20 protein-coding genes are annotated in these 19,414 nt (G+C 66.3%); 18 read left to right on the top strand and 2 right to left on the bottom strand.

The annotated features are described in order from the left end of the window. The first annotated feature begins 71 nt into the window (after positions 1–71). The 17 genes from acpP to nagZ all read left to right on the top strand — a co-directional run bounded on the left by acpP (position 72) and on the right by nagZ (position 15,139). The gene (gene acpP, locus A3AG_RS0109420; RefSeq protein ID WP_008644813.1) at positions 72–311 is read left to right on the top strand and encodes an acyl carrier protein; all 240 of its coding nucleotides are present in this window, start codon (positions 72–74) and stop codon (positions 309–311) included. A gap of 190 nt (positions 312–501) precedes the next feature. Beyond that, positions 502–1,734 (top strand): beta-ketoacyl-ACP synthase II, encoded by a 1,233-nt coding sequence (fabF, locus tag A3AG_RS0109415; RefSeq protein ID WP_018005156.1) that lies wholly within the window; start codon positions 502–504, stop codon positions 1,732–1,734. Next, a complete protein-coding gene (locus A3AG_RS31540; RefSeq protein ID WP_026164073.1) occupies positions 1,715–2,335 on the top strand; it encodes a hypothetical protein in 621 nt (206 codons plus the stop codon). The genes fabF and A3AG_RS31540 overlap by 20 nt, the downstream gene beginning before the upstream one ends. A gap of 56 nt (positions 2,336–2,391) precedes the next feature. Further along, the gene (rpoE, locus tag A3AG_RS0109405; RefSeq protein WP_012353313.1) at positions 2,392–2,991 is read left to right on the top strand and encodes an RNA polymerase sigma factor RpoE; all 600 of its coding nucleotides are present in this window, start codon (positions 2,392–2,394) and stop codon (positions 2,989–2,991) included. Positions 2,992–3,111: 120 nt separating this feature from the next. Then, positions 3,112–3,741, top strand: coding sequence for a sigma-E factor negative regulatory protein (locus A3AG_RS0109400; RefSeq protein ID WP_018005154.1), 630 nt, complete (start codon positions 3,112–3,114; stop codon positions 3,739–3,741). Positions 3,742–3,749: 8 nt separating this feature from the next. Then, positions 3,750–4,829, top strand: coding sequence for a MucB/RseB C-terminal domain-containing protein (locus tag A3AG_RS0109395; RefSeq protein WP_026164072.1), 1,080 nt, complete (start codon positions 3,750–3,752; stop codon positions 4,827–4,829). A 129-nt stretch (positions 4,830–4,958) separates the two neighbouring features. Continuing rightward, on the top strand, positions 4,959–6,446 hold the full coding sequence (locus A3AG_RS0109390) for a DegQ family serine endoprotease (RefSeq protein ID WP_018005152.1): 1,488 nt from the start codon (positions 4,959–4,961) through the stop codon (positions 6,444–6,446). Positions 6,447–6,452: 6 nt separating this feature from the next. Further along, entirely contained in the window at positions 6,453–6,758 is a 306-nt protein-coding gene (locus tag A3AG_RS0109385) for a glutaredoxin family protein (protein WP_018005151.1), read from the top strand. A 196-nt stretch (positions 6,759–6,954) separates the two neighbouring features. Next, a complete protein-coding gene (gene lepA, locus A3AG_RS0109380) occupies positions 6,955–8,748 on the top strand; it encodes a translation elongation factor 4 (protein WP_018005150.1) in 1,794 nt (597 codons plus the stop codon). A gap of 98 nt (positions 8,749–8,846) precedes the next feature. Further along, entirely contained in the window at positions 8,847–9,746 is a 900-nt protein-coding gene (gene lepB / locus A3AG_RS0109375) for a signal peptidase I (RefSeq protein ID WP_018005149.1), read from the top strand. A gap of 47 nt (positions 9,747–9,793) precedes the next feature. Further along, positions 9,794–10,189 carry a DUF4845 domain-containing protein gene (locus tag A3AG_RS0109370; RefSeq protein ID WP_018005148.1) on the top strand — a complete coding sequence of 132 codons (396 nt, stop codon included), beginning with the start codon at positions 9,794–9,796 and terminating at the stop codon, positions 10,187–10,189. A gap of 1 nt (position 10,190) precedes the next feature. Further along, positions 10,191–10,961: a ribonuclease III gene (gene rnc / locus A3AG_RS0109365; protein ID WP_012353305.1), complete on the top strand. Its 771-nt coding sequence runs from the start codon at positions 10,191–10,193 to the stop codon at positions 10,959–10,961. Next, positions 10,958–11,893 (top strand): GTPase Era, encoded by a 936-nt coding sequence (era, locus tag A3AG_RS0109360; RefSeq protein WP_018005147.1) that lies wholly within the window; start codon positions 10,958–10,960, stop codon positions 11,891–11,893. The genes rnc and era overlap by 4 nt, the downstream gene beginning before the upstream one ends. A 54-nt stretch (positions 11,894–11,947) precedes the next feature. Further along, positions 11,948–12,835: a DNA repair protein RecO gene (recO, locus tag A3AG_RS0109355; RefSeq protein ID WP_018005146.1), complete on the top strand. Its 888-nt coding sequence runs from the start codon at positions 11,948–11,950 to the stop codon at positions 12,833–12,835. Between the two features lie 38 nt (positions 12,836–12,873). Continuing rightward, positions 12,874–13,656: a pyridoxine 5'-phosphate synthase gene (gene pdxJ, locus A3AG_RS0109350; RefSeq protein ID WP_018005145.1), complete on the top strand. Its 783-nt coding sequence runs from the start codon at positions 12,874–12,876 to the stop codon at positions 13,654–13,656. Beyond that, the gene (gene acpS, locus A3AG_RS0109345) at positions 13,653–14,075 is read left to right on the top strand and encodes a holo-ACP synthase (RefSeq protein ID WP_018005144.1); all 423 of its coding nucleotides are present in this window, start codon (positions 13,653–13,655) and stop codon (positions 14,073–14,075) included. Before pdxJ ends, acpS begins: the two co-directional genes overlap by 4 nt. 14 nt (positions 14,076–14,089) lie before the next feature. Continuing rightward, positions 14,090–15,139, top strand: a complete 1,050-nt coding sequence (gene nagZ, locus A3AG_RS0109340) for a beta-N-acetylhexosaminidase (RefSeq protein WP_018005143.1) — start codon at positions 14,090–14,092, stop codon at positions 15,137–15,139. 96 nt (positions 15,140–15,235) lie between these two features. Here the strand turns inward: nagZ and efp are convergent, their stop codons facing one another. Together efp and earP are read right to left on the bottom strand one after the other, a co-directional pair. Further along, a complete protein-coding gene (gene efp / locus A3AG_RS0109335) occupies positions 15,236–15,796 on the bottom strand; it encodes an elongation factor P (protein WP_010814696.1) in 561 nt (186 codons plus the stop codon). 204 nt (positions 15,797–16,000) lie between these two features. Beyond that, the gene (gene earP, locus A3AG_RS0109330; RefSeq protein ID WP_018005142.1) at positions 16,001–17,164 is read right to left on the bottom strand and encodes an elongation factor P maturation arginine rhamnosyltransferase EarP; all 1,164 of its coding nucleotides are present in this window, start codon (positions 17,162–17,164) and stop codon (positions 16,001–16,003) included. 172 nt (positions 17,165–17,336) lie between these two features. Between earP and uvrC the strand changes: the two genes are divergently transcribed. Then, positions 17,337–19,367 (top strand): excinuclease ABC subunit UvrC, encoded by a 2,031-nt coding sequence (gene uvrC, locus A3AG_RS0109325; RefSeq protein WP_018005141.1) that lies wholly within the window; start codon positions 17,337–17,339, stop codon positions 19,365–19,367. The last annotated feature ends 47 nt before the right edge of the window (positions 19,368–19,414 follow it).

Here is a 19,414-nt window from a genome sequence, read left to right as displayed (position 1 = left end):
AGGCAGCATTTCTGTTGTCCCAAACCTGCTAAAATGCGCCCACTTTTTGTCGAACTTCCCTGGAGGGTTACATGGACAATATCGAACAACGCGTCAAGAAAATCGTGGCAGAACAGCTTGGCGTGGCCGAGGCAGACATCAAGAACGAATCCTCGTTCGTGAACGATCTCGGTGCGGACTCGCTCGACACGGTTGAACTCGTGATGGCGTTGGAAGATGAATTCGGCATGGAAATTCCTGATGAGGAAGCCGAAAAGATCACGACCGTGCAACAGGCTATCGACTACGCTACCGCGCACGTCAAGGCCTAAGCCCGTCGTCTCTGCATTCCGAGCCACAGAAGGCAGGTGGGCGGGCCGTTGCGGCCGCGCCTCGCTGTTTTCTGTGGCTTTCGTCTGTTCGAAGAAGCAGAATGGAATGAGCTTCGCCGCGCGGCCCGCCGGGCCGGCGGCGGGCAACTCCGCGTTCCGTTCCCGTTTCACGCACCCGTAGGAAAACATAGTGAGCCGTCGTCGCGTCGTCGTCACTGGGCTTGGCCTTGTGTCTCCGGTCGGAAACACGGTTGCCGAAGGCTGGGCCAACCTGGTAGCCGGCAAGTCCGGCATCGCCACCATCACCAAATTCGATCACTCCGCGCTGTCCGTGCACTTCGCCGGCGAGGTGAAGGGTTTCAATGCCGAGGACTACATCCCGGCCAAGGAAGCCCGCAACATGGATACGTTCATCCATTACGGCATCGCGGCCGGGACGCAGGCGCTCAAGGACAGCGGCCTGGAAGTGACCGAGGCCAATGCCGAGCGCATCGGCGTGCTGGTCGGCTCGGGCATCGGCGGCCTGCCGATGATCGAGGATACCCATGCCGTGCTGAGCGAGCGGGGTCCGCGCCGGATTTCGCCGTTCTTCGTGCCCGGCTCGATCATCAACATGATCGCCGGCCACTTGTCGATCATCCACGGCATCAAGGGCCCGAACCTGGCAGCCGTGACGGCGTGCACCACCGGCCTGCACAGCATCGGCCTGGCCGCCCGCCTGATCCAGGCCGGCGATGCCGATGCCATGCTGGCCGGCGGCGCCGAATCGACCGTGTCGCCGCTGGGCATCGGCGGCTTCGCGGCGGCGCGCGCGCTGTCGACGCGCAACGATGATCCCGCAGCGGCCTCGCGCCCGTGGGACAAGGACCGCGACGGCTTCGTGCTGGGCGAGGGCGCCGGCGTGATGATGCTGGAAGAGTACGAGTCGGCCAAGGCGCGCGGCGCCCGCATCTATGCCGAGCTGATCGGCTTTGGCATGAGCGGCGACGCCTACCACATGACCGCACCGAACATGGACGGCCCGCGCCGCTGCATGGTCAATGCGCTCAAGGATGCCGGCATCAACGCCGACCAGGTGCACTACCTGAACGCGCACGGCACCTCCACGCCGCTGGGCGACAAGAACGAGTCCGATGCGATCAAGGCCGCCTTCGGCGACCAGGCCTACAAGATGGTGGTGAACTCGACCAAGTCGATGACCGGCCACCTGCTGGGCGGCGCCGGTGGCCTGGAATCGGTCTTCACCGTGCTGGCGCTGCACCACCAGGTCTCGCCGCCGACGATCAACCTCGACAACCAGGATCCCGAGTGCGACCTGGACTACGCGGCCAACACGGCGCGCGAGATGAAGATCGACGTGGCGGTGAAGAACAACTTCGGTTTCGGCGGCACCAACGGCACGCTTGTTTTCCGCCGCGCCTGATTCGTGGTTGAGGCGGGCCCTCAAGGGGTCCCTTACGGGGTTCCTCAAGGGGCTGCGCCATGGCAGGGTCCACCCGCTGGGGTGGGCCCTGTTCGTGTTTTGTGCCGCCGAATCGCTGGCGCTCGCGCTGCTGGCGCGGACGCTGGCCGACGCCATCGCCGGCAGCCAGGCCGGTTTCCTGTGGTGGCACCTCGCCGCTGGCATCGGCCTAGCGCTGGCCGCCGCGGCGACCTTGCGCGCTTGGCCGGCATGGTGGCGCGGCCTGCGCTGGACCTGTACGGCCGTGCAGGACGCCGACGCCGAAGGACCGCTGCGGATCTGGCTGGAAGCACCGGGCGGCGCGCGGCGCGAGGCCGTGGTGCGGCAGTGCTGGCAGATGGGCGGCGCCACGGTGGTGTGCCTTGCCGCCGGTGACCATGCGATGCCCGGCGTCATTCTTCTCCCCTGGCAGGTAGTCAGCCCCGAGCTGGCGCGATGGCTGCGACGGTCCGCGCGAGTTGCACTGCGGGTGCAACCGATTGCCCGGGCAGGGAACGATTTTGTTAGCTTGCGGTCACAGGATGCGCGTTGCTTCACCGGGCGGGCTGAGAATCGTAGGTAAAATACAACGTTTGTCGTGACGACCAAACCAAGAGATACACTGCAGGTGAGCCATACGTGAGCGAACGCGAAGCCGATCAGCTCCTAGTTGAACGCGTCCAGCAGGGCGACAAGCGGGCCTTTGAACTTCTGGTGACTAAATACCATCGGAAGATCATTCGCCTGATTTCGCGCCTGGTGAGGGATCCCGCTGAAGTCGAGGATGTGGCGCAGGATGCCTTCATCAAGGCATACCGTGCCTTGCCCCAGTTCCGCGGGGAGTCGGCCTTCTACACGTGGCTGTACCGGATCGCCGTCAACACTGCCAAGAACTACCTGGCCACCCAGGGCCGCCGCCCGGAAGCGTCCAGCGATATCGATGCGGAAGAGGCTGAAACTTTTGCGGACGGTGAACAACTAAGGGATATCAATACGCCGGAGTCGATGCTCCACACGCGTCAGGTCGCCGAGACGGTGAACCGCGCGATGGAAGCACTTCCGGAAGAATTGCGGACCGCCATCACGCTGCGCGAGATCGAGGGCCTCAGCTACGAGGAAATCGCCGAAGCGATGGGATGCCCGATCGGCACGGTGCGCTCGCGGATCTTCCGTGCGCGCGAGGCGATTGCCGAGCGCTTGCGTCCGCTGCTGGGAACGGCAGAGGGCAAGCGGTGGTAAGTGGCGGTCCAGGTGGTAGAGAAGAATGTCGTGCGGCCAGCGTTGCAGCCTATTCCTGCATCGATAAGCGACAGCAGTAACGGGATTATCGGTGTTCAATGGAATGTCTTGGGGTGGGAAATGGGTCAGGCTCATAAGCAGTCGGTTCATGTAGTGGAAGCAGCGGAGCAGATCTCCGTATTGATGGATGGCGAACTGGCGCCGCACGAAGTCGATGCCGTGCTGGATCTCGCAAAGAGCGAGGCTGGCATTTCCGACTGGAGCACGTACCAGTTGATCGGCGACGCGCTGCGTTCCGAAGACCTGACGCAGGCGGGCTCCACCGCCGATTTCCTCTCGCGTTTCTCCGCACGCCTGGAAGCCGAGCCGCACGTGCTGGCGCCGGCGGTGGCACAGGCCGGTGCCCGCCATCGCCTGCTGGTCAGGCCGTCGTGGGTGCGCCGCGTGATGCCGGGCACCGCGATCGCCGCCGCCGTGGCCGCGGTCAGCTGGGTGGTGGTGCCGCAGATGCGCGGCCCGGCCACGGTGGGAACGCCTGACGCCGTGGTGGCCCGGGCCGAGCAGCCGGCCGCCGGCCAGGCTGCCGGCATCGTCACGGTCGCCGCGGACGCGCCGCAGATGATCCGCGACCCGCGCCTGGACGAATACCTGCGTGCGCATCGCACTTCAGTGGCAACGGATGCTTTCGTGCCGACCATGCGCACGGTTGCCAACGGTGCAAACTTCACTCAGGAAAATACGCAGGAATAATGCCGGACATGCATAAAGGAGGGTCGTCCGCCCATGTAGCGGGCGCGCAGAGAATTAGGGCCCTGCGTAGGTCCTTTTTTCTGGCCTTGTGTCTGAGCGCTGCCGCGGCCACCGCGCAGCCCGCGGACAATACGCTGAACCGACGCGACGCCACTGCCTGGCTCAACAAGATCCATAAAGCCGCCCAGCGCGAGAACTATGTCGGCACGCTGATCTATCAGCGCGGCAGCGTCATGCACGCCTCGCGTATCCAGCATTACAGCGATCTCGTCCACAACGAATACGAGCGGCTGGAAACCCTCGATGGCAAGCCACGCGAAGTGCTGCGGCAGAACGATGTGGTGCACAGCCTGATCCCCGAAGCCAAGCTGGTGGTGGTGGAAAAGCAGGAAGCCAAGGACCGCTTCCCGGCGCTGCTCGCCACCAACAAGAACGATGTGCTGGACCTGTACGACATGCGCAAGATGCCCGCCGAGCGCGTGGCCGGCATGGAGTGCGAGGTCTTTGCGCTGGAGCCGCACGATGCCGCGCGCTACGCGGTGCGCCTGTGGGCGGAAAAGAACTCCGGCCTGCTGATGCGCGCGCAGACCATCGGCGACGGCGGCAAGGTGCTGGAGCAGGTGTCGTTCTCCCAGGTGCAGATCGGCGTCCCGTCCGAGAAGCAGCGCATCCTGGCCGCGATCAAGAATTCCAGCGGCTGGAACCACTACGAGGTGACCTACCAGCCCACCAGCATCGGCGACGAGGGCTGGTCGATCGCGGTGCCGCTCAAGGGATTCCAGAAAATCCGCGAGGTGCGCCGTCCGCTTGGCGAGTTGCGCGCGCCGGCACCCGGCAATGCCCGCGGGCAGGTGTTCGAAGTCCTGCAGGTCGTCTACAGCGACGGGCTGACCGGCCTGTCGGTCTTCATTGAGCCGGTTTCCGAGCAACGTGCGCGCCGCGAAGGCGTGGCCGCGCTCGGCGCGACCCAGGTCGTGGTGCGCCGGGTTGCCGATTTCTGGATCACCGTGGTGGGCGAGGTGCCGGCGAGCACCGTGCGCCAGTTTGCGACCGCCGTAGAGTACCGTCCGCCCAAGACGGTACACTGAGCGTGAGCCGGTGCAGCCGGCGCCCGGATTTTGTACGGGGCCGGCTCCATGAAACCTGCGCAGGGGTCCCCGCCACGGGATCACGTCCAGTCGGTTTTTCTTCTTTTCGCTGAATCCCGGGAGTTGTCGATGATGTTCAGATCTCCAGCCCTGGCGCGGGCCGTGGTCATGGCTGCCATGATGCTGCTCGGCCCGACCGTTGCCGAAGTCAGCCACGCCCAGGCCGCTGCCGCCAATTACAACCTGCCCGACTTCACTGATCTGGTGGAAAAAGCCAGCCCGGCCGTGGTCAATATCCGCACCACCGAACTGGTGCGCCAGCGCGGCGCGCCGGGCAGCGATGACGAAATGGCGGAATTTTTCCGCCGCTTCTTCGGCGTGCCGATGCCCGGCGCGCCTGCGCCCGGCACTCCGCCGCGCCGCGGCCAGCCTCCGCAGCAGGAAGAGCAGAGCCGCGGCGTAGGTTCGGGCTTCATCATCAGCCAGGACGGCTATGTGATGACCAACGCGCACGTGGTGGCCGACGCCGAGACCATCTATGTGACGCTGCCGGACAAGCGCGAATTCAAGGCCAAGCTGATCGGCTCCGACAAACGCACCGACGTGGCGCTGCTCAAGGTCGAGGCCAGCGGGCTGCCGCGCCTGCCGCTGGGCGATTCCAACAAGGTCCGCGCCGGCGAATGGGTGCTGGCGATCGGCTCGCCGTTCGGGCTGGACAACAGCGTGACCGCCGGCATTGTCTCCGCCAAGGGCCGCGACACCGGCGACTACCTGCCGTTCATCCAGACCGACGTCGCCGTCAATCCCGGCAACTCGGGCGGGCCGCTGATCAACCTGCGCGGCGAAGTGATCGGCATCAACTCGCAGATCTACAGCCGCAGCGGCGGCTACATGGGGATCTCGTTCGCGATTCCGATTGACGAGGCCATGCGCGTGTCGGAGCAGCTCAAGTCCTCCGGGCGCGTCACCCGCGGCCGCATTGCCGTGGCGATCGGCGATGTCACCAAGGAAGTCGCCGATTCGCTGGGCCTGGGCCGTGCGCGCGGTGCGCTGGTCGGCAGCGTCGAGCCGGGCGGTCCTGCCGAAAAGGCCGGCATCGAGGCGGGCGACATCATCCTCAAGTTCAACGGCCGCGATATCGAGCGGGCCTCGGACCTGCCGCGCATGGTCGGCGAGACCAAGCCCGGCACGCGCGTGCCGCTGCAGCTGTGGCGCAAGGGCGCGACCCGCGAGGTCAGCATTACCGTCGCCGAGCTGGAGCCGGACGGCAAGGCGCGCGCCCGCAGCGGCGCGGCGCCCAAGGACGACAGCGCGCCGCAGGCCGGCAAGCCCAACGCGCTGGGCCTGGTGGTCAGCGACCTGCCCGAGGCGCGCCTGAAGGAGCTCAAGCTCAAGTCCGGCGTCGAGGTCGAAGTGGCCGACGGCCCGGCGTTGCGAGCCGGCATCCGTCCGGGCGACATCATCCTGCGCCTGGGCGACACCGACGTGACCAACGCGCGCCAGTTCAATGAACTGGTGCGCGGGCTGGACAAGAGCCGCATCGCCGCGGTGTTCGTGCGGCGCGGCGATGCCACCCAGGTGCTGACGCTGCGACCGGGCGCCACCTCGGCGCGCTGACCCGCCATGGCCGCCACGCCCGCGCTGACGCTGTACGGCCGGGCGTACTGCCACCTGTGCGAAGACATGAAAGTCGCGCTGGAGCCGCTCCGGCGCGATTTTTCTTTCACCCTGCATGAAGTCGATGTCGACGCCGATGCCGCCCTCGAGGCGCGCTTTGGCGAGCTGGTGCCGGTGCTGATGCCTGGCACGCCGGCGGACCTGGCCGCGGACGCGTCGGCGCATGCCGCGCCCCTTTGCCACTATTTCCTTGACGAAGCGGCGACAAGGGTATGGCTTGCCGCACATGGCGCCGCGCGCACCGAGCACTGAACGCCGCCGGCATTCGCGCCACGCCACCAGATGACGACCCGGAAGTCATTGAAAATCCGGTAAAATTGCGGATTGGCGCAAAAATTGCACCCCCGAACCCGCGGTACGCCCGCGCACGCCTTGCGGCGCGCGGCGCCGGGCCGCTCCACTGCTTGTTGCCGCCCGGGCTCTCAGCCGGCGCTTCCCTGAACATTAGATGGACCATATCCGTAATTTCTCGATCATTGCCCATATCGACCATGGGAAGTCCACCCTGGCCGACCGGATCATTCAGCTTTGCGGAGGGCTGTCGGATCGCGAGATGGAAGCGCAGGTTCTCGATTCGATGGATATCGAAAAAGAGCGCGGCATCACCATCAAGGCGCAGACCGCCGCGCTGAGCTACAAGGCGCGCGACGGCCAGGTCTACAACCTGAATCTGATCGACACCCCCGGGCATGTCGACTTCAGCTATGAAGTCAGCCGCTCGCTGTCCGCCTGCGAAGGCGCGCTGCTGGTGGTCGATGCCTCGCAGGGCGTCGAGGCCCAGACCGTGGCCAACTGCTACACCGCGATCGAGCTGGGCGTGGAGGTGGTGCCGGTGCTGAACAAGATCGACCTGCCGCAGGCCGACCCGGACAGCGCGATCCAGGAGATCGAGGACGTCATCGGCATCGACGCGCAGGATGCCACGCCGTGCTCGGCCAAGACCGGCCAGGGCGTGCAGGACGTGATCGAGGCGCTGATCGCCAAGGTGCCGCCGCCCAAGGGCGATGCCGATGCACCGCTGCAGGCGCTGATCATCGACTCGTGGTTCGACAACTACGTCGGCGTGGTGATGCTGGTGCGCGTGGTCAACGGCACGCTGCGCACCAAGGACAAGGTGCTGCTGATGGCCACCGGCGCGCAGCACCTGGTCGAGCAGGTTGGCGTGTTTACGCCCAAGTCGATTCAGCGCGACGCGCTGACCGCCGGGCAGGTGGGCTTTGTCATTGCCGGCATCAAGGAACTGAAGGCGGCCAAGGTCGGCGACACCCTCACCACCGTGCAACGCAAGGCCGAAGCGCCGCTGCCGGGTTTCAAGGAAGTCAAGCCGCAGGTGTTCGCCGGCCTGTATCCGGTGGAAGCGAACCAGTACGAGGCGCTGCGCGAGTCGCTGGAAAAGCTGCGGCTCAACGATGCCTCGCTGATGTTCGAGCCGGAAGTATCGCAGGCGCTGGGCTTCGGCTTCCGCTGCGGCTTCCTTGGCCTGCTGCACATGGAGATCGTGCAGGAGCGCCTGGAGCGCGAATTCGACATGGACCTGATCACCACCGCTCCGACGGTGGTGTACCAGGTGCAGATGCGCGACGGCTCCACTGTCACCGTGGAAAATCCGGCCAAGATGCCGGACCCCAGCAAGATCGACGCCATCCTCGAGCCCATCGTCACCGTCAACCTGTACATGCCGCAGGAATATGTCGGCTCGGTGATCACGCTGTGCACGCAGAAGCGTGGCACGCAGATCAACATGAGCTACCACGGCAAGCAGGTGCAGCTGACCTACGAAATCCCGATGGCGGAAATCGTGCTCGATTTCTTCGACCGCCTCAAGTCGGTGTCGCGCGGCTACGCCTCGATGGATTACGAGTTCAAGGAATATCGCCCGTCCGACGTGGTCAAGGTCGATATCCTGATCAACAGCGACAAGGTCGATGCGCTGTCGGTAATCGTGCACCGCTCCAATTCGCAATACCGCGGGCGCGAGGTCGCGGCCAAGATGCGCGAGATCATTCCGCGCCAGATGTACGACGTGGCGATCCAGGCTGCGATCGGCTCCAACATCATCGCGCGCGAAAACGTCAAGGCGCTGCGCAAGAACGTGCTGGCCAAGTGCTACGGCGGCGATATCTCGCGCAAGAAGAAGCTGCTGGAAAAGCAGAAGGCAGGCAAGAAGCGGATGAAGCAGGTCGGTACCGTCGAGATTCCGCAAGAGGCCTTCCTGGCCATCCTGCAAGTCGACGACAAGTAATTGCCGCGGGCAGGGCAGTGGCAGGGCCACGCGCGGCAGCCTTGCCGGCGCGGTGACAGAACAGGCTGTACCAGGATTTCCAAGAACCAGAAGCCGTCATGAATTTTGCACTGATCCTTTTTGTGCTGGTGGTGATCACGGGCGTGGCGTGGGTGGCCGACAAGCTCGTGTTCGAGCGGCAGCGCCGCTCTTCGGCGCGGCTCGCGCTGGCCGAGTTCGATTCGCAGCAGGGCCGCCTGCAAGGCAGCTTCGGCGCGGCCGATGCCGACGCCACGCGCAAGCGCCTCGCTGAGGAGAAACTGCGCCAGCCGTGGTGGCTCGAGTATTCGGCCAGCTTCTTCCCGGTGATCCTGGCGGTGTTCGTGCTGCGCTCGTTCGTGGTCGAGCCGTTCAAGATCCCGTCCGGCTCGATGATCCCGACCTTGCTGATCGGCGACTTCATCCTCGTCAACAAGTACGAGTATGGCATCCGCCTGCCGGTGGTGAACAAGAAGATCATGGACATGGGCGAGCCCCAGCGCGGCGACGTGATGGTGTTCCGCTATCCGAAGGATCCGTCGCTCGACTACATCAAGCGCGTCATCGGCGTGCCCGGCGATGTGGTGCAGTACGCCAACAAGCGCCTGACCATCAACGGCAAGCCGGCCGAGTACACCGCGCTGCCGGACTTCCTCGACGAGGAGCGCCTGGCCTATTCGCGCCATTTCCGCGAAAAGCTCCCGGGCGGCGTCGAGCATGGCATCCTGAACGACGCCGACCGGCCGGCCTTTATCGCCGGTGCGGATCCGGATTTTCCGTACCGGGACAACTGCACCTACAATCAACAGGGTGTGACTTGCAAGGTACCTGCAGGTCACTATTTCGTCATGGGTGACAATCGCGACAACAGCCTCGATTCCCGTTACTGGGGGTTCGTGCCGGACCAGAACATCGTCGGCAAGGCATTCGTGATCTGGATGAACCTGGGCAATTTCGGACGCGTTGGATCGTTTAAGTAAGCTTCTGGCGCGGCGCAAGAACACTCAACAAAACGAGGGCAGGCGCGATGGGTCGATTTGGGAAGGTGGGGGCAGGAAACCATCCGGCATGGCGCCGGGCTGGCGCCGGCGGGTTTTCCGTGTGGACGCTGCTGGTGATCGTGGTGTTCGTGGTCGGCGTGGCCTTGCCGGCCCTGCGCGCGATCCCGAGCCTGGTGGAATATTTTTCGGTCAAGCGCGCCGCCGGCTATGCCAAGCAGCGCGCCGCCAACAAACGTGAAGTGGTCGAATTCTTCGAGAAGCAGGCCGCCATCGACCGCATTACCGCGGTCAAGGGCGAGGACCTGCTGATCCGGGAAGACGATAACGGCGCCATCCGGTCGGTCGATTTCTCGTACCGCACCGAGGTGCCTGTCTACGGACCCCTGAGCCTGTTGATTACCTATTCAGGAACGCAGCACTGATATGAACCTCGACGCCTTGCAGCAACGACTCGGCTACCGATTCAGCAAGCCCGAATTGCTGCAACAGGCGCTGACGCACCGCAGCCACAGCGCCCAGCACAATGAACGCCTGGAGTTCCTCGGCGACTCGGTGCTCAACTGCGCCGTGGCCGACATGCTCTATGGCATGTTCGGCAAGCTCGACGAGGGCGACCTGTCGCGGGTGCGCGCCAACCTCGTCAAGCAGCAGGCGCTGTACGAAATCGCCCAGATGCTGCAGTTGTCCGATACCCTGCGCCTGGGCGAGGGCGAGCTGAAGAGCGGCGGCTTTCGCCGCCCGTCGATCCTGGCCGATGCGCTCGAAGCCATCGTCGGCGCGGTATTCCTCGACGCCGGCTTCGATGCCGCGCGGGCGCTGATCCGCAAGCTCTATATCCCGATCCTGGAGCAGGTCGATCCGCGCACGCTGGGCAAGGACGCCAAGACCCTGCTGCAGGAATACCTGCAGGGCCACAAGATTGCCCTGCCGCAATATAACGTAATCGCCACACACGGTGCCGCGCACAGCCAGCAGTTTGAAGTCGAGTGCACCGTGCCTAAACTGGAAGTCCGGGTGTTCGGCACCGGCGCGTCGCGGCGCGCCGCCGAGCAGGCCGCCGCCAAGCTGGCGCTCGATGAAGTCCAGAAGCTGGTGCCGCAGCTGCTCAAGCGCAGCCGCGCCGAGCGTACCGGCAAGACCCGCAAGCAACCCCAGCCGCAGGACCCGCAGCTGTCTCTCAGGTTGAAGGAATGACCGAATCTACCCATCCGCAGCAAGACGCGGCGGATACCCCGGCCGCGGCGTTCCGCTGCGGCACCGTGGCCATCGTCGGCCGCCCCAACGTGGGCAAGTCCACGCTGATGAACGCGCTGGTCGGCCAGAAGATCAGCATCACCTCGCGCAAGGCGCAGACCACGCGGCATCGCATCGTCGGCATTCAGACCACCGATGACGCGCAGTATGTGTTCGTCGACACGCCGGGCTTCCAGACCCGCCACGCCAGTGCGCTGAACCGTTCGCTGAACCGCGCGGTCACGTCCACGCTGTCGTCGGTGGACCTGGTGCTGTTCGTGGTCGAGGCCGGCTACTACGGCGCCGACGACGAGAAGGTGCTGTCGCTGCTGCCGAAGAACACGCCGGTGCTGCTGGTGGCCAACAAGCTCGACCGCATCGGCGAGAACCGCTCGGAAGTGATGATGCCCTTCCTGGAAAAGATGGGGCAGCAGTTCCCGTTCCGCGAAGTGGTGCCGATGTCGGCCAAGACCCGCGACCATATCGCGCGGCTGTTCGACATCATCCGGCCCTACCTGCCGGAAGGCGAGCCGATGTATGACGCCGATGCGATGACGGATCGCAGCGAGCGTTTCCTGGCCTCCGAGATCATCCGCGAGAAGGTGTTCCGCTGGACCGGCGACGAGCTGCCGTACACCAGTACCGTGATCATCGACAAGTTCGAGACCGAAGGACGCCTGCGCCGCGTCTTTGCCACCATCCTGGTCGAGCGCGATGCGCACAAGGCCATGATCATCGGCAACAAGGGCAGCAAGCTCAAGCAGATCTCGACCGAGGCGCGGCTGGACATGGAAAAGCTGTTCGACGGCAAGGTCTACCTGGAAATGTGGATCAAGGTGAAGAGCGGCTGGGCCGACAACGAAGCCGGCCTGCGCGCATACGGCTACGAGTGAGCCCGGCAACGATCCCGACGCCCAACCCGACAGCGAGCCCCCAGCGAGCGCCCCGTGAGCAAGACCGCTGACATCGCGCGCGCGCCCGCGCCCAAGGCCCGGCGCGCCGACCCCGTGGTCGACGAGGCCGCTGAACTGCTCGACAGCGGCGCGCTGCCCGGCATGGCCGACGCCGCCGCGCGCGCGATGATGGATCGCGCCATGCGCATCGTGCCGGCGCGGCCCGAATCGCGCGTGGCCGAGCAGCCCGGCTTCGTGCTGCACGCCTGGCCCTATCGCGAGACCAGCCTGATCCTGGACGTGTTCACGCGCGACTACGGCCGCATCTCGATGGTGGCCAAGGGCGCCAAGCGACCGCACTCGGCGCTGCGCGCGGTGCTGCAGCACTTCCATCCGGTCTCGGTGTCATGGAGCGGCCGCGGCGAGGTCAAGACCCTGACCAAGGCCGAGTGGGTCGGCGGCATGCCGCCGCTGGCCGGCGACGCGCTGCTGTCGGCGTTCTACCTGAACGAACTGCTGATGCGCTTCTGCCCGCGCGAGGACGCGCATCCGGTGTTGTTCCGCCATTATCTGTCGACACTGACGCGGCTGGCGCACGGCGAGCCGGCCGGGCTGGTGCTGCGCAGCTTCGAGCGCGTGCTGCTGCAGGAAACCGGCTTCGCGGTGGCGTTCGACCAGTGTCTGAGCACCGGGGAGCGGGTGCTGCCGGGCCTCGATTATGTCTACCAGCCCGAGCGCGGCGTGCGCCGGGCCCAGCCGAGCGATCCGTCGACGTGGCCGGTGGTTTCGGGCCAGACCCTGCTGGACATGGCGCAGGACGACTACAGCCGCGCGCAGACCGCCGCGCAAAGCCGCGCGCTGATGCGGTTCCTGCTGCATTATTATCTGCAAGGCGCGCCGCTGAAGACGCGCCAGATACTGATCGACCTGCAGTATCTCTGACCGACAAGAACCTCCGACTTTCTCCTGCACCTGCTCGCATGATCTTCCACGCAAATCCGGGCGTCATCGACCTTGGCGTCAACATCGACCACGTGGCCACGCTGCGCAACGCGCGTGGCACGGTGTACCCCGATCCCATTCGCGCCGCGCTGCTGGCCGAGCAGGCCGGCGCCGACCTGATCACGCTGCACCTGCGCGAAGACCGGCGCCATATCCGCGATGCCGACGTGCGCGCGCTGCGCCCGCAGCTGGCCACGCGCATGAACCTGGAATGCGCGATCACGCAGGAAATGCTGGACATCGCCTGCGAGATCCGCCCGCAGGATGTGTGCCTGGTGCCGGAGCGCCGCGAAGAGGTGACCACCGAGGGTGGGCTGGACGTGGCCGGCCGCTTCGAGCAGGTCAAGGCGGCGTGCGCGCAGCTCGCCGGTGCCGGCATCCGCGTGTCGCTGTTCATCGATCCGGACGTGGACCAGATCGCCGCGGCCGCGGCCTGCGGCGCGCCCGTGATCGAGCTGCACACCGGCCGCTATGCCGACGCGCATACGCCTGACCAACAGGCGACCGAGTTCCGCCGCATCGCCGATGGCGTCGATGCCGGCCTGAAGCAGGGGCTGGTGGTCAATGCCGGCCACGGGCTGCACTACACCAACGTGCAGCCGATCGCGGCGCTGCCGGGCATCAAGGAACTGAATATCGGCCACGCCATCGTCGCGCATGCGGTGTTCGCGGGCTGGGAGAACGCGGTGCGCGAGATGAAGGCGATCATGGTGGCCGCGCGCCTGGGCACGCAATATCCTGCCGGGGGCACCCCGGCGTGATTTACGGCATCGGCACCGACATCATCCAGATCGCGCGCGTGCAGGGCGTGATGACGCGCACCAACGGCCGTTTCGCCGAAAAGGTGCTGGGCCCCGACGAGCTGGCCAAGTACCACGCCCGCAAGGCGCGTTCGGAAAAGCGCGGCCTGGCGTTCCTGGCGACGCGCTTCGCCGCCAAGGAAGCGTTCTCCAAGGCGATCGGCCTGGGCATGCGCTGGCCGATGACGTGGCGCGCGATGGAACTGATGAACCTGCCATCCGGCGAGCCCACCGCGGTGTGCCATGGCGAGCTGGCTGCGTGGCTGGCGGAACGCGGGCTGGTCGTGCGGGTCAGTGTCAGTGACGAACATGATTACGCAGTCGCCTTCGCCATTGCCGAGCGCAGCGGCGCGGCGGCGTCTCAACCTGCAGCCTTGTGAATCCAACCCTCTCCATGTCCAAGAAGAATTCCGGCAAGCGGCCGGGCCCGGTGGTCCTCGATGTCGTCGGCAAGCAGCTCGACGCGGAAGACGCGCGCCGCATCGCGCATCCGCTCACCGGCGGCGTGATCCTGTTCGCGCGCAATTTCGAGTCGCGCGCGCAGCTGCAGGCGCTGACGCGCGCGATTCGCGCGGTGCGCGACGACGTGCTGATCTGCATCGACCATGAAGGCGGTCGCGTGCAGCGCTGCAAGACCGACGGCTTTACCCACCTGCCGGCGATGCACCGCCTGGGCGAACTGTGGGAACGCGACGTGCTGGCCGCGACCAAGGCCGCGGTCGCCTGCGGCTACGTGCTGGCCGCCGAGCTGCGCGCCTGCGATATCGACCTGAGCTTCACCCCGGTGCTGGACCTCGACTACGGCCGCAGCGCCGTGATCGGCGACCGCGCCTTCCATGCCGACCCGCGCGTGGTGTCGATGCTGGCCGGCCACCTGAACCATGGCCTGCTGCTGGCGGGCATGAGCAACTGCGGCAAGCATTTTCCCGGCCACGGCTACGTCGAGGCGGATTCGCACGTGGCGATCCCGGTCGACGAACGCGCGCTGGACCAGATCCTGGGCCAGGACGCGCGCCCGTATGAATGGCTCGGCCTGTCGCTGTCGTCGGTGATGCCGGCGCACGTGATCTATCCCAAGGTCGACCCCAGCCCGGCCGGCTTCTCGCGCTACTGGCTGCAGGACGTGCTGCGCGCGCAGCTGGGCTTCGAGGGCGTGATCTTCAGCGACGACCTCAGCATGGAAGGCGCCAGCGTCGCCGGCACCGTCACCGAGGCCGCGCGCGCCGCGCTGAGCGCGGGCTGCGACATGGTGCTGATCTGCAACCATCCGGACCGCGCCGACCAGCTGCTGAGCGAGCTCGACGTCGAGATCGGCAAAGCCTCGCAGCGTCGCATCCGCAAGCTGTTCGCGCGCCGCAAGCCGCTCGACTGGAACAAGCTGCAGCAGGAGGGCGAGTACCGCGCCGCGCTGCGCACGCTGAAGGAACACGAGCTGATCGCCTGAACGCGTGCGCCGCGTCTGACGCGCAAACAAAAATGGCAGCCGAGGCTGCCATTTTTTATTGCCCGCCCCGCGCTGCAGCGGGGCCAGACCAGCGCCTTAGTTGGCGCGGCTGCGGTATTCGCCGGTGCGGGTGTCGATTTCGATCTTGTCGCCGATGTTGCAGAACAGCGGCACTTGCAGCTCGAAGCCGGTGTTGATCTTGGCGCCCTTGAGCACCTTGCCCGACGAGGTGTCGCCCTTGACGGCCGGCTCGGTGTAGACGATCTCGCGCACCAGCGTGGTCGGCATTTCGACCGAGATGGCCTTGTCGTTGTAGAACACGACTTCGACGTTCATGCCGTCCTCGAGGTAGTTCAGCGAGTCACCCATGCTGTCCTTCTCGACTTCGTACTGGTTGTAGTCGGCGTCCATGAACACGTACATCGGGTCAGCGAAGTACGAGTAGGTGCATTCGCGGCGCTCGAGCACCACCACTTCGAACTTGTCGTCGGCCTTGAACACCGACTCGCCCGGTGCGTCCGTCAGCAGGTTCTTGTACTTCATCTTGACCACAGCGGCGTTGCGGCCCGACTTGTTGTACTCGGCCTTCTGCACGACCATCGGATCGCCGCCGATCATGAACACGTTACCGACGCGGAGTTCCTGTGCGATTTTCATCTGAACTGATTTCCTGAAAAATAAAGTCTAGGAATTTGGAATGGCGAAGGCGCGCTGCCGGCGTGCCCGCGGTAAGCCCGCGAGAGCCGGGATCCACGCGCTCGCGACCCCGTGCCCAGCTTGCTTTAGGCCATTGCCCCGCGTGGTGGTTCACGCCCGGCAAGACCCTGGTTCTCCGGCCCGGTCGCCATTTGGATCAACCGGTTATTTTACCTGATTTTCGCAAAACGCCACCAGGTTGGCGGCAAGGTCGCCGGGATGCTGCAAGCGCCGCTCCCAGCGCGGGGCGATCCCCGCAAGTGCCGGCAGCTGCGCCCTCAGGCGGGGCCAGTCGGGCGCATTGCCGCAGCCGTTCCAGGCGTGCCAGAAATCCGCCAGCGCGGCCGCCGCTTGCGGTGCCACGCCGCTGTTCGCGAAGAGTTCCAGCCAGGCATCGAGCTTGACCCGGTGGGCTTCGTCATCCTGGGGGTAGATATGCCAGACCAGCGGCCGCGCCGCCCACTGCGCGCGCACGAAGGAGTCCTCGCCGCGCACGAAGTTGAGGTCGCAGGCCCACAGCAATTCGTCATAGTGCTCCTGCCGCACGAAGGGGATCGCCTGCACGCACAGGCTGCCGCGGGCGACCGGCCGGCCCGGTGCCAGCGGGGCGCCGAGCCACTCCGCCACCTGGCTGGCCGCCAGGCCGGACGGCACCAGGCAATGGACGGCCTCGGTGCCATCGCGCCATTGCTCCAGCAGCGCCGGCAGTGCCGGGTTGCGGTAGGCGAACAGGCTCACGCGCAGCGCGTCGGTCAGCGGCGTCACGCTCAACCGGTGCCACAGTGACGCCTGCGCCGCCGCGCCGTCGAGGAACGCGGCACGCTGCGCGCCCAGCATCGATTCACGCAGCAGCCCGCCGGTGCCGGGCTCGAAACCGGGAAAGAAGAAGTGCTTGACCAGCGGCAGGCGCGGGTGCGGCGACGGCATCGCGTGATGTTCGCGCACCCACGCTTCGGCGCTCAGGTACTCCAGGTTGATCCACGCCGGTTGGCGCGCGCGCGCCGCCATGCGCTCGAGGAACGCCGGCGGCAGATGGCAGGCGAATGCCTCGATCACGGCATCGTGCGGGTCGGCGCCGGCGGTGCCGTCGGCTTCGGCGGCCGCGGGGGCAGGACGCCACGGGCGGATTTCGACACCGGCAAGGTGCTGCACGGCTGCGGCGGGGTCCAGGTCCGGCGCCAGCCGGGCGAAGCTGGCCAGGTCATCGACCCACAGCCGCACCGCGTGCCCGTGTTCCTGCGCCAGCTGGCGCGCCAGCCGCCAGCAGACGCCGATGTCGCCGAAGTTGTCGATCACGGTGCAGAAGATGTCCCAGGAGCGGATTGGCATGAGAGGTGGAGGTCGGCGGGGCGCGCGGTTGAATTGCTCTAAACTTGCGATTTTAGAGGCCGCGCGGCGTCGCTGCGCGCCGGCCCGCAGCGGTCATCGTCCCCACATGTCAGACCAGCAACCCGATTCTCCGAAACCCGCCGACGAGGTACCGGCCGAGGCGCACGCCGAGATGCCGTCCGCTGCGCCAGCCGAAACGCAGGCTGAAGCGCCGGCTGAAGCCCCGGCCGAGGGTCCGGCCGAGCCCTTCGACGCCCGTCCGGTCATATCGCGCCTGCCCGGCTTGCCGGGCGTATACCGCTATTTCGACGCGAACGGCAACGTGCTCTACGTGGGCAAGGCGCGCGACCTGAAAAAGCGGGTGGCGAGCTACTTCAACAAGACCCAGCTGTCGCCGCGCATTGCGATGATGGTGTCGCGCATCGCGCGCATCGAGACCACGGTGGTGCGCACCGAGGCCGAGGCGCTGCTGCTCGAGAACAACCTGATCAAGGCGCTGGCGCCGCGCTACAACATCCTGTTTCGCGACGACAAGTCGTACCCGTTCCTGAAGCTGACCGGGCACCGCTTCCCACGCATGGCGTACTACCGCGGCGCCACCGACCGCAAGCACCAGTACTTCGGCCCGTTCCCGAGCGCCTACGCGGTGCGCGAGAGCATGCAGATCCTGCAGAAGGTGTTCCAGCTGCGCACCTGCGAGGACACCGTCTTCAACAATCGCACGCGACCGTGCCTGCTGCACCAGATCCACCGCTGCACCGGACCGTGCGTCAATGCCATCAGCGAAGAGGATTACGCGCGCGATGTCGCCAACGCGGCGCGCTTCCTGCAAGGCCGCCAGAGCGAGGTGCTGGAAGGCCTGCAAGGCAAGATGGAGCGGCACGCCGAACACCTGGAATTCGAGCAGGCGGCGGCTGTGCGCGACCAGATCGCGGCGCTGTCGACCGTGCTCAAGCGCCAGGCGGTGGAAGAGGTGGGCGGGCAGGCGCGCGACATCGACGTGCTGGCGGTTGCGGTCGAGGGTGGCCGCGCCTGCGTCAACCTGGCGATGGTGCGCGGCGGGCGCCACCTGGGCGACAAGGCTTACTTCCCGGCCCATGCGGATGAAGCGGCGATGATCGTCGAGGACGCCGACGAGCGCGCCGAGGACAACAGCGCCGACGATAGCGCCGACGACGCTGGCGCCGCGGCCGCCGCGCTGCCGTTGACGGTGGACCGCATCGCCACGCGCGTGCTGTCGGCCTTCATGGTGCAGCACTACCTGGAGCAGCCAGCGCCGCCCATCGTCGTGGTCAGTCATGTGCCGGACGATGGCGCGGTGCTCGAGGCGCTGGCGCTGCATGCGGGACGCAAGGTCACGCTGGTGCGCCAGCCGCAGGGCCAGCGCAAGATCTGGCTGGAGATGGCGCAGCAAGGCGCGGCGCTGGCGCTGTCGCGCCGCCTGGCCGAGCAGGGCAGCCAGGAAGCGCGCACGCGCGCGCTGGCGGAAACCATCGGGCTCGACCTGGAGGACCTGGCACTGCTGCGCGTCGAGTGCTTCGACATCAGCCATACCGCCGGCGAGGCCACGCAGGCGTCGTGTGTGGTGTACCACCACCATGACATGCAGAACAGCGAATACCGCCGCTATAACATCCAGGACATCATCCCCGGTGACGACTACGCGGCGATGCGGCAGGTGCTGACGCGGCGCTACCAGAAGCTGGTCGAGCAGATCCAGGAGGATGGCGGCATCGAAGGCAGTGAAGCCGCGGCGCTGGTGCCGCAGATCGTGCTGATCGATGGTGGCAAGGGCCAGGTCGAGGTGGCGCGGCAGGTGTTCGAGGAACTGGGGCTGGATATCGGCCTGCTGGTCGGTGTCGCCAAGGGCGAGGGCCGCAAGGTCGGCCTGGAGACGCTGGTGTTCGCCGACGGCCGCCCCGCGCTGGAACTGGGCCAGGGCAGTGCCGCGCTGATGCTGGTGGCGCAGATCCGCGACGAGGCGCACCGCTTTGCCATCACCGGCATGCGCGCGCGCCGCGCCAAGACGCGCACCACCTCGAGGCTGGAAGAGATCGAGGGCATCGGCGCGCGCCGGCGCCAGAAGCTGCTGACCCGCTTCGGCGGCCTGCGCGGCGTGATGGCCGCGAGCATCGACGAACTGGCCAGCGTCGAGGGCATTTCGCGCGGCCTTGCCGAGGAAATCTACCGGCAGCTGCACTGACTCCGCCCGCCGCGCCAGGCGGCGGGCCGTCACGCCAATCGCCGGAA

Origin of the sequence: Cupriavidus neocaledonicus, assembly GCF_000372525.1 — a bacterium.
Taxonomy (GTDB): domain Bacteria; phylum Pseudomonadota; class Gammaproteobacteria; order Burkholderiales; family Burkholderiaceae; genus Cupriavidus; species Cupriavidus neocaledonicus.
Note: the sequence above shows the minus strand (reverse complement) of the source record. Positions and strands in the feature narration are given on the sequence as shown.

What these genes read in the sequence shown, in the direction of transcription:
- acpP (WP_008644813.1), top strand. Translation starts at nt 72, where the DNA reads ATGGACAATATCGAACAACGCGTCAAGAAAATCGTGGCAGAACAGCTT.
- A3AG_RS0109400 (WP_018005154.1), top strand. Translation starts at nt 3,112, where the DNA reads ATGGGTCAGGCTCATAAGCAGTCGGTTCATGTAGTGGAAGCAGCGGAG.
- A3AG_RS0109395 (WP_026164072.1), top strand. Translation starts at nt 3,750, where the DNA reads ATGCATAAAGGAGGGTCGTCCGCCCATGTAGCGGGCGCGCAGAGAATT.
- A3AG_RS0109390 (WP_018005152.1), top strand. Translation starts at nt 4,959, where the DNA reads ATGATGTTCAGATCTCCAGCCCTGGCGCGGGCCGTGGTCATGGCTGCC.
- A3AG_RS0109385 (WP_018005151.1), top strand. Translation starts at nt 6,453, where the DNA reads ATGGCCGCCACGCCCGCGCTGACGCTGTACGGCCGGGCGTACTGCCAC.
- lepA (WP_018005150.1), top strand. Translation starts at nt 6,955, where the DNA reads ATGGACCATATCCGTAATTTCTCGATCATTGCCCATATCGACCATGGG.
- lepB (WP_018005149.1), top strand. Translation starts at nt 8,847, where the DNA reads ATGAATTTTGCACTGATCCTTTTTGTGCTGGTGGTGATCACGGGCGTG.
- A3AG_RS0109370 (WP_018005148.1), top strand. Translation starts at nt 9,794, where the DNA reads ATGGGTCGATTTGGGAAGGTGGGGGCAGGAAACCATCCGGCATGGCGC.
- rnc (WP_012353305.1), top strand. Translation starts at nt 10,191, where the DNA reads ATGAACCTCGACGCCTTGCAGCAACGACTCGGCTACCGATTCAGCAAG.
- era (WP_018005147.1), top strand. Translation starts at nt 10,958, where the DNA reads ATGACCGAATCTACCCATCCGCAGCAAGACGCGGCGGATACCCCGGCC.
- pdxJ (WP_018005145.1), top strand. Translation starts at nt 12,874, where the DNA reads ATGATCTTCCACGCAAATCCGGGCGTCATCGACCTTGGCGTCAACATC.
- nagZ (WP_018005143.1), top strand. Translation starts at nt 14,090, where the DNA reads ATGTCCAAGAAGAATTCCGGCAAGCGGCCGGGCCCGGTGGTCCTCGAT.
- efp (WP_010814696.1), bottom strand. Translation starts at nt 15,796, where the DNA reads ATGAAAATCGCACAGGAACTCCGCGTCGGTAACGTGTTCATGATCGGC.
- earP (WP_018005142.1), bottom strand. Translation starts at nt 17,164, where the DNA reads ATGCCAATCCGCTCCTGGGACATCTTCTGCACCGTGATCGACAACTTC.
- uvrC (WP_018005141.1), top strand. Translation starts at nt 17,337, where the DNA reads ATGCCGTCCGCTGCGCCAGCCGAAACGCAGGCTGAAGCGCCGGCTGAA.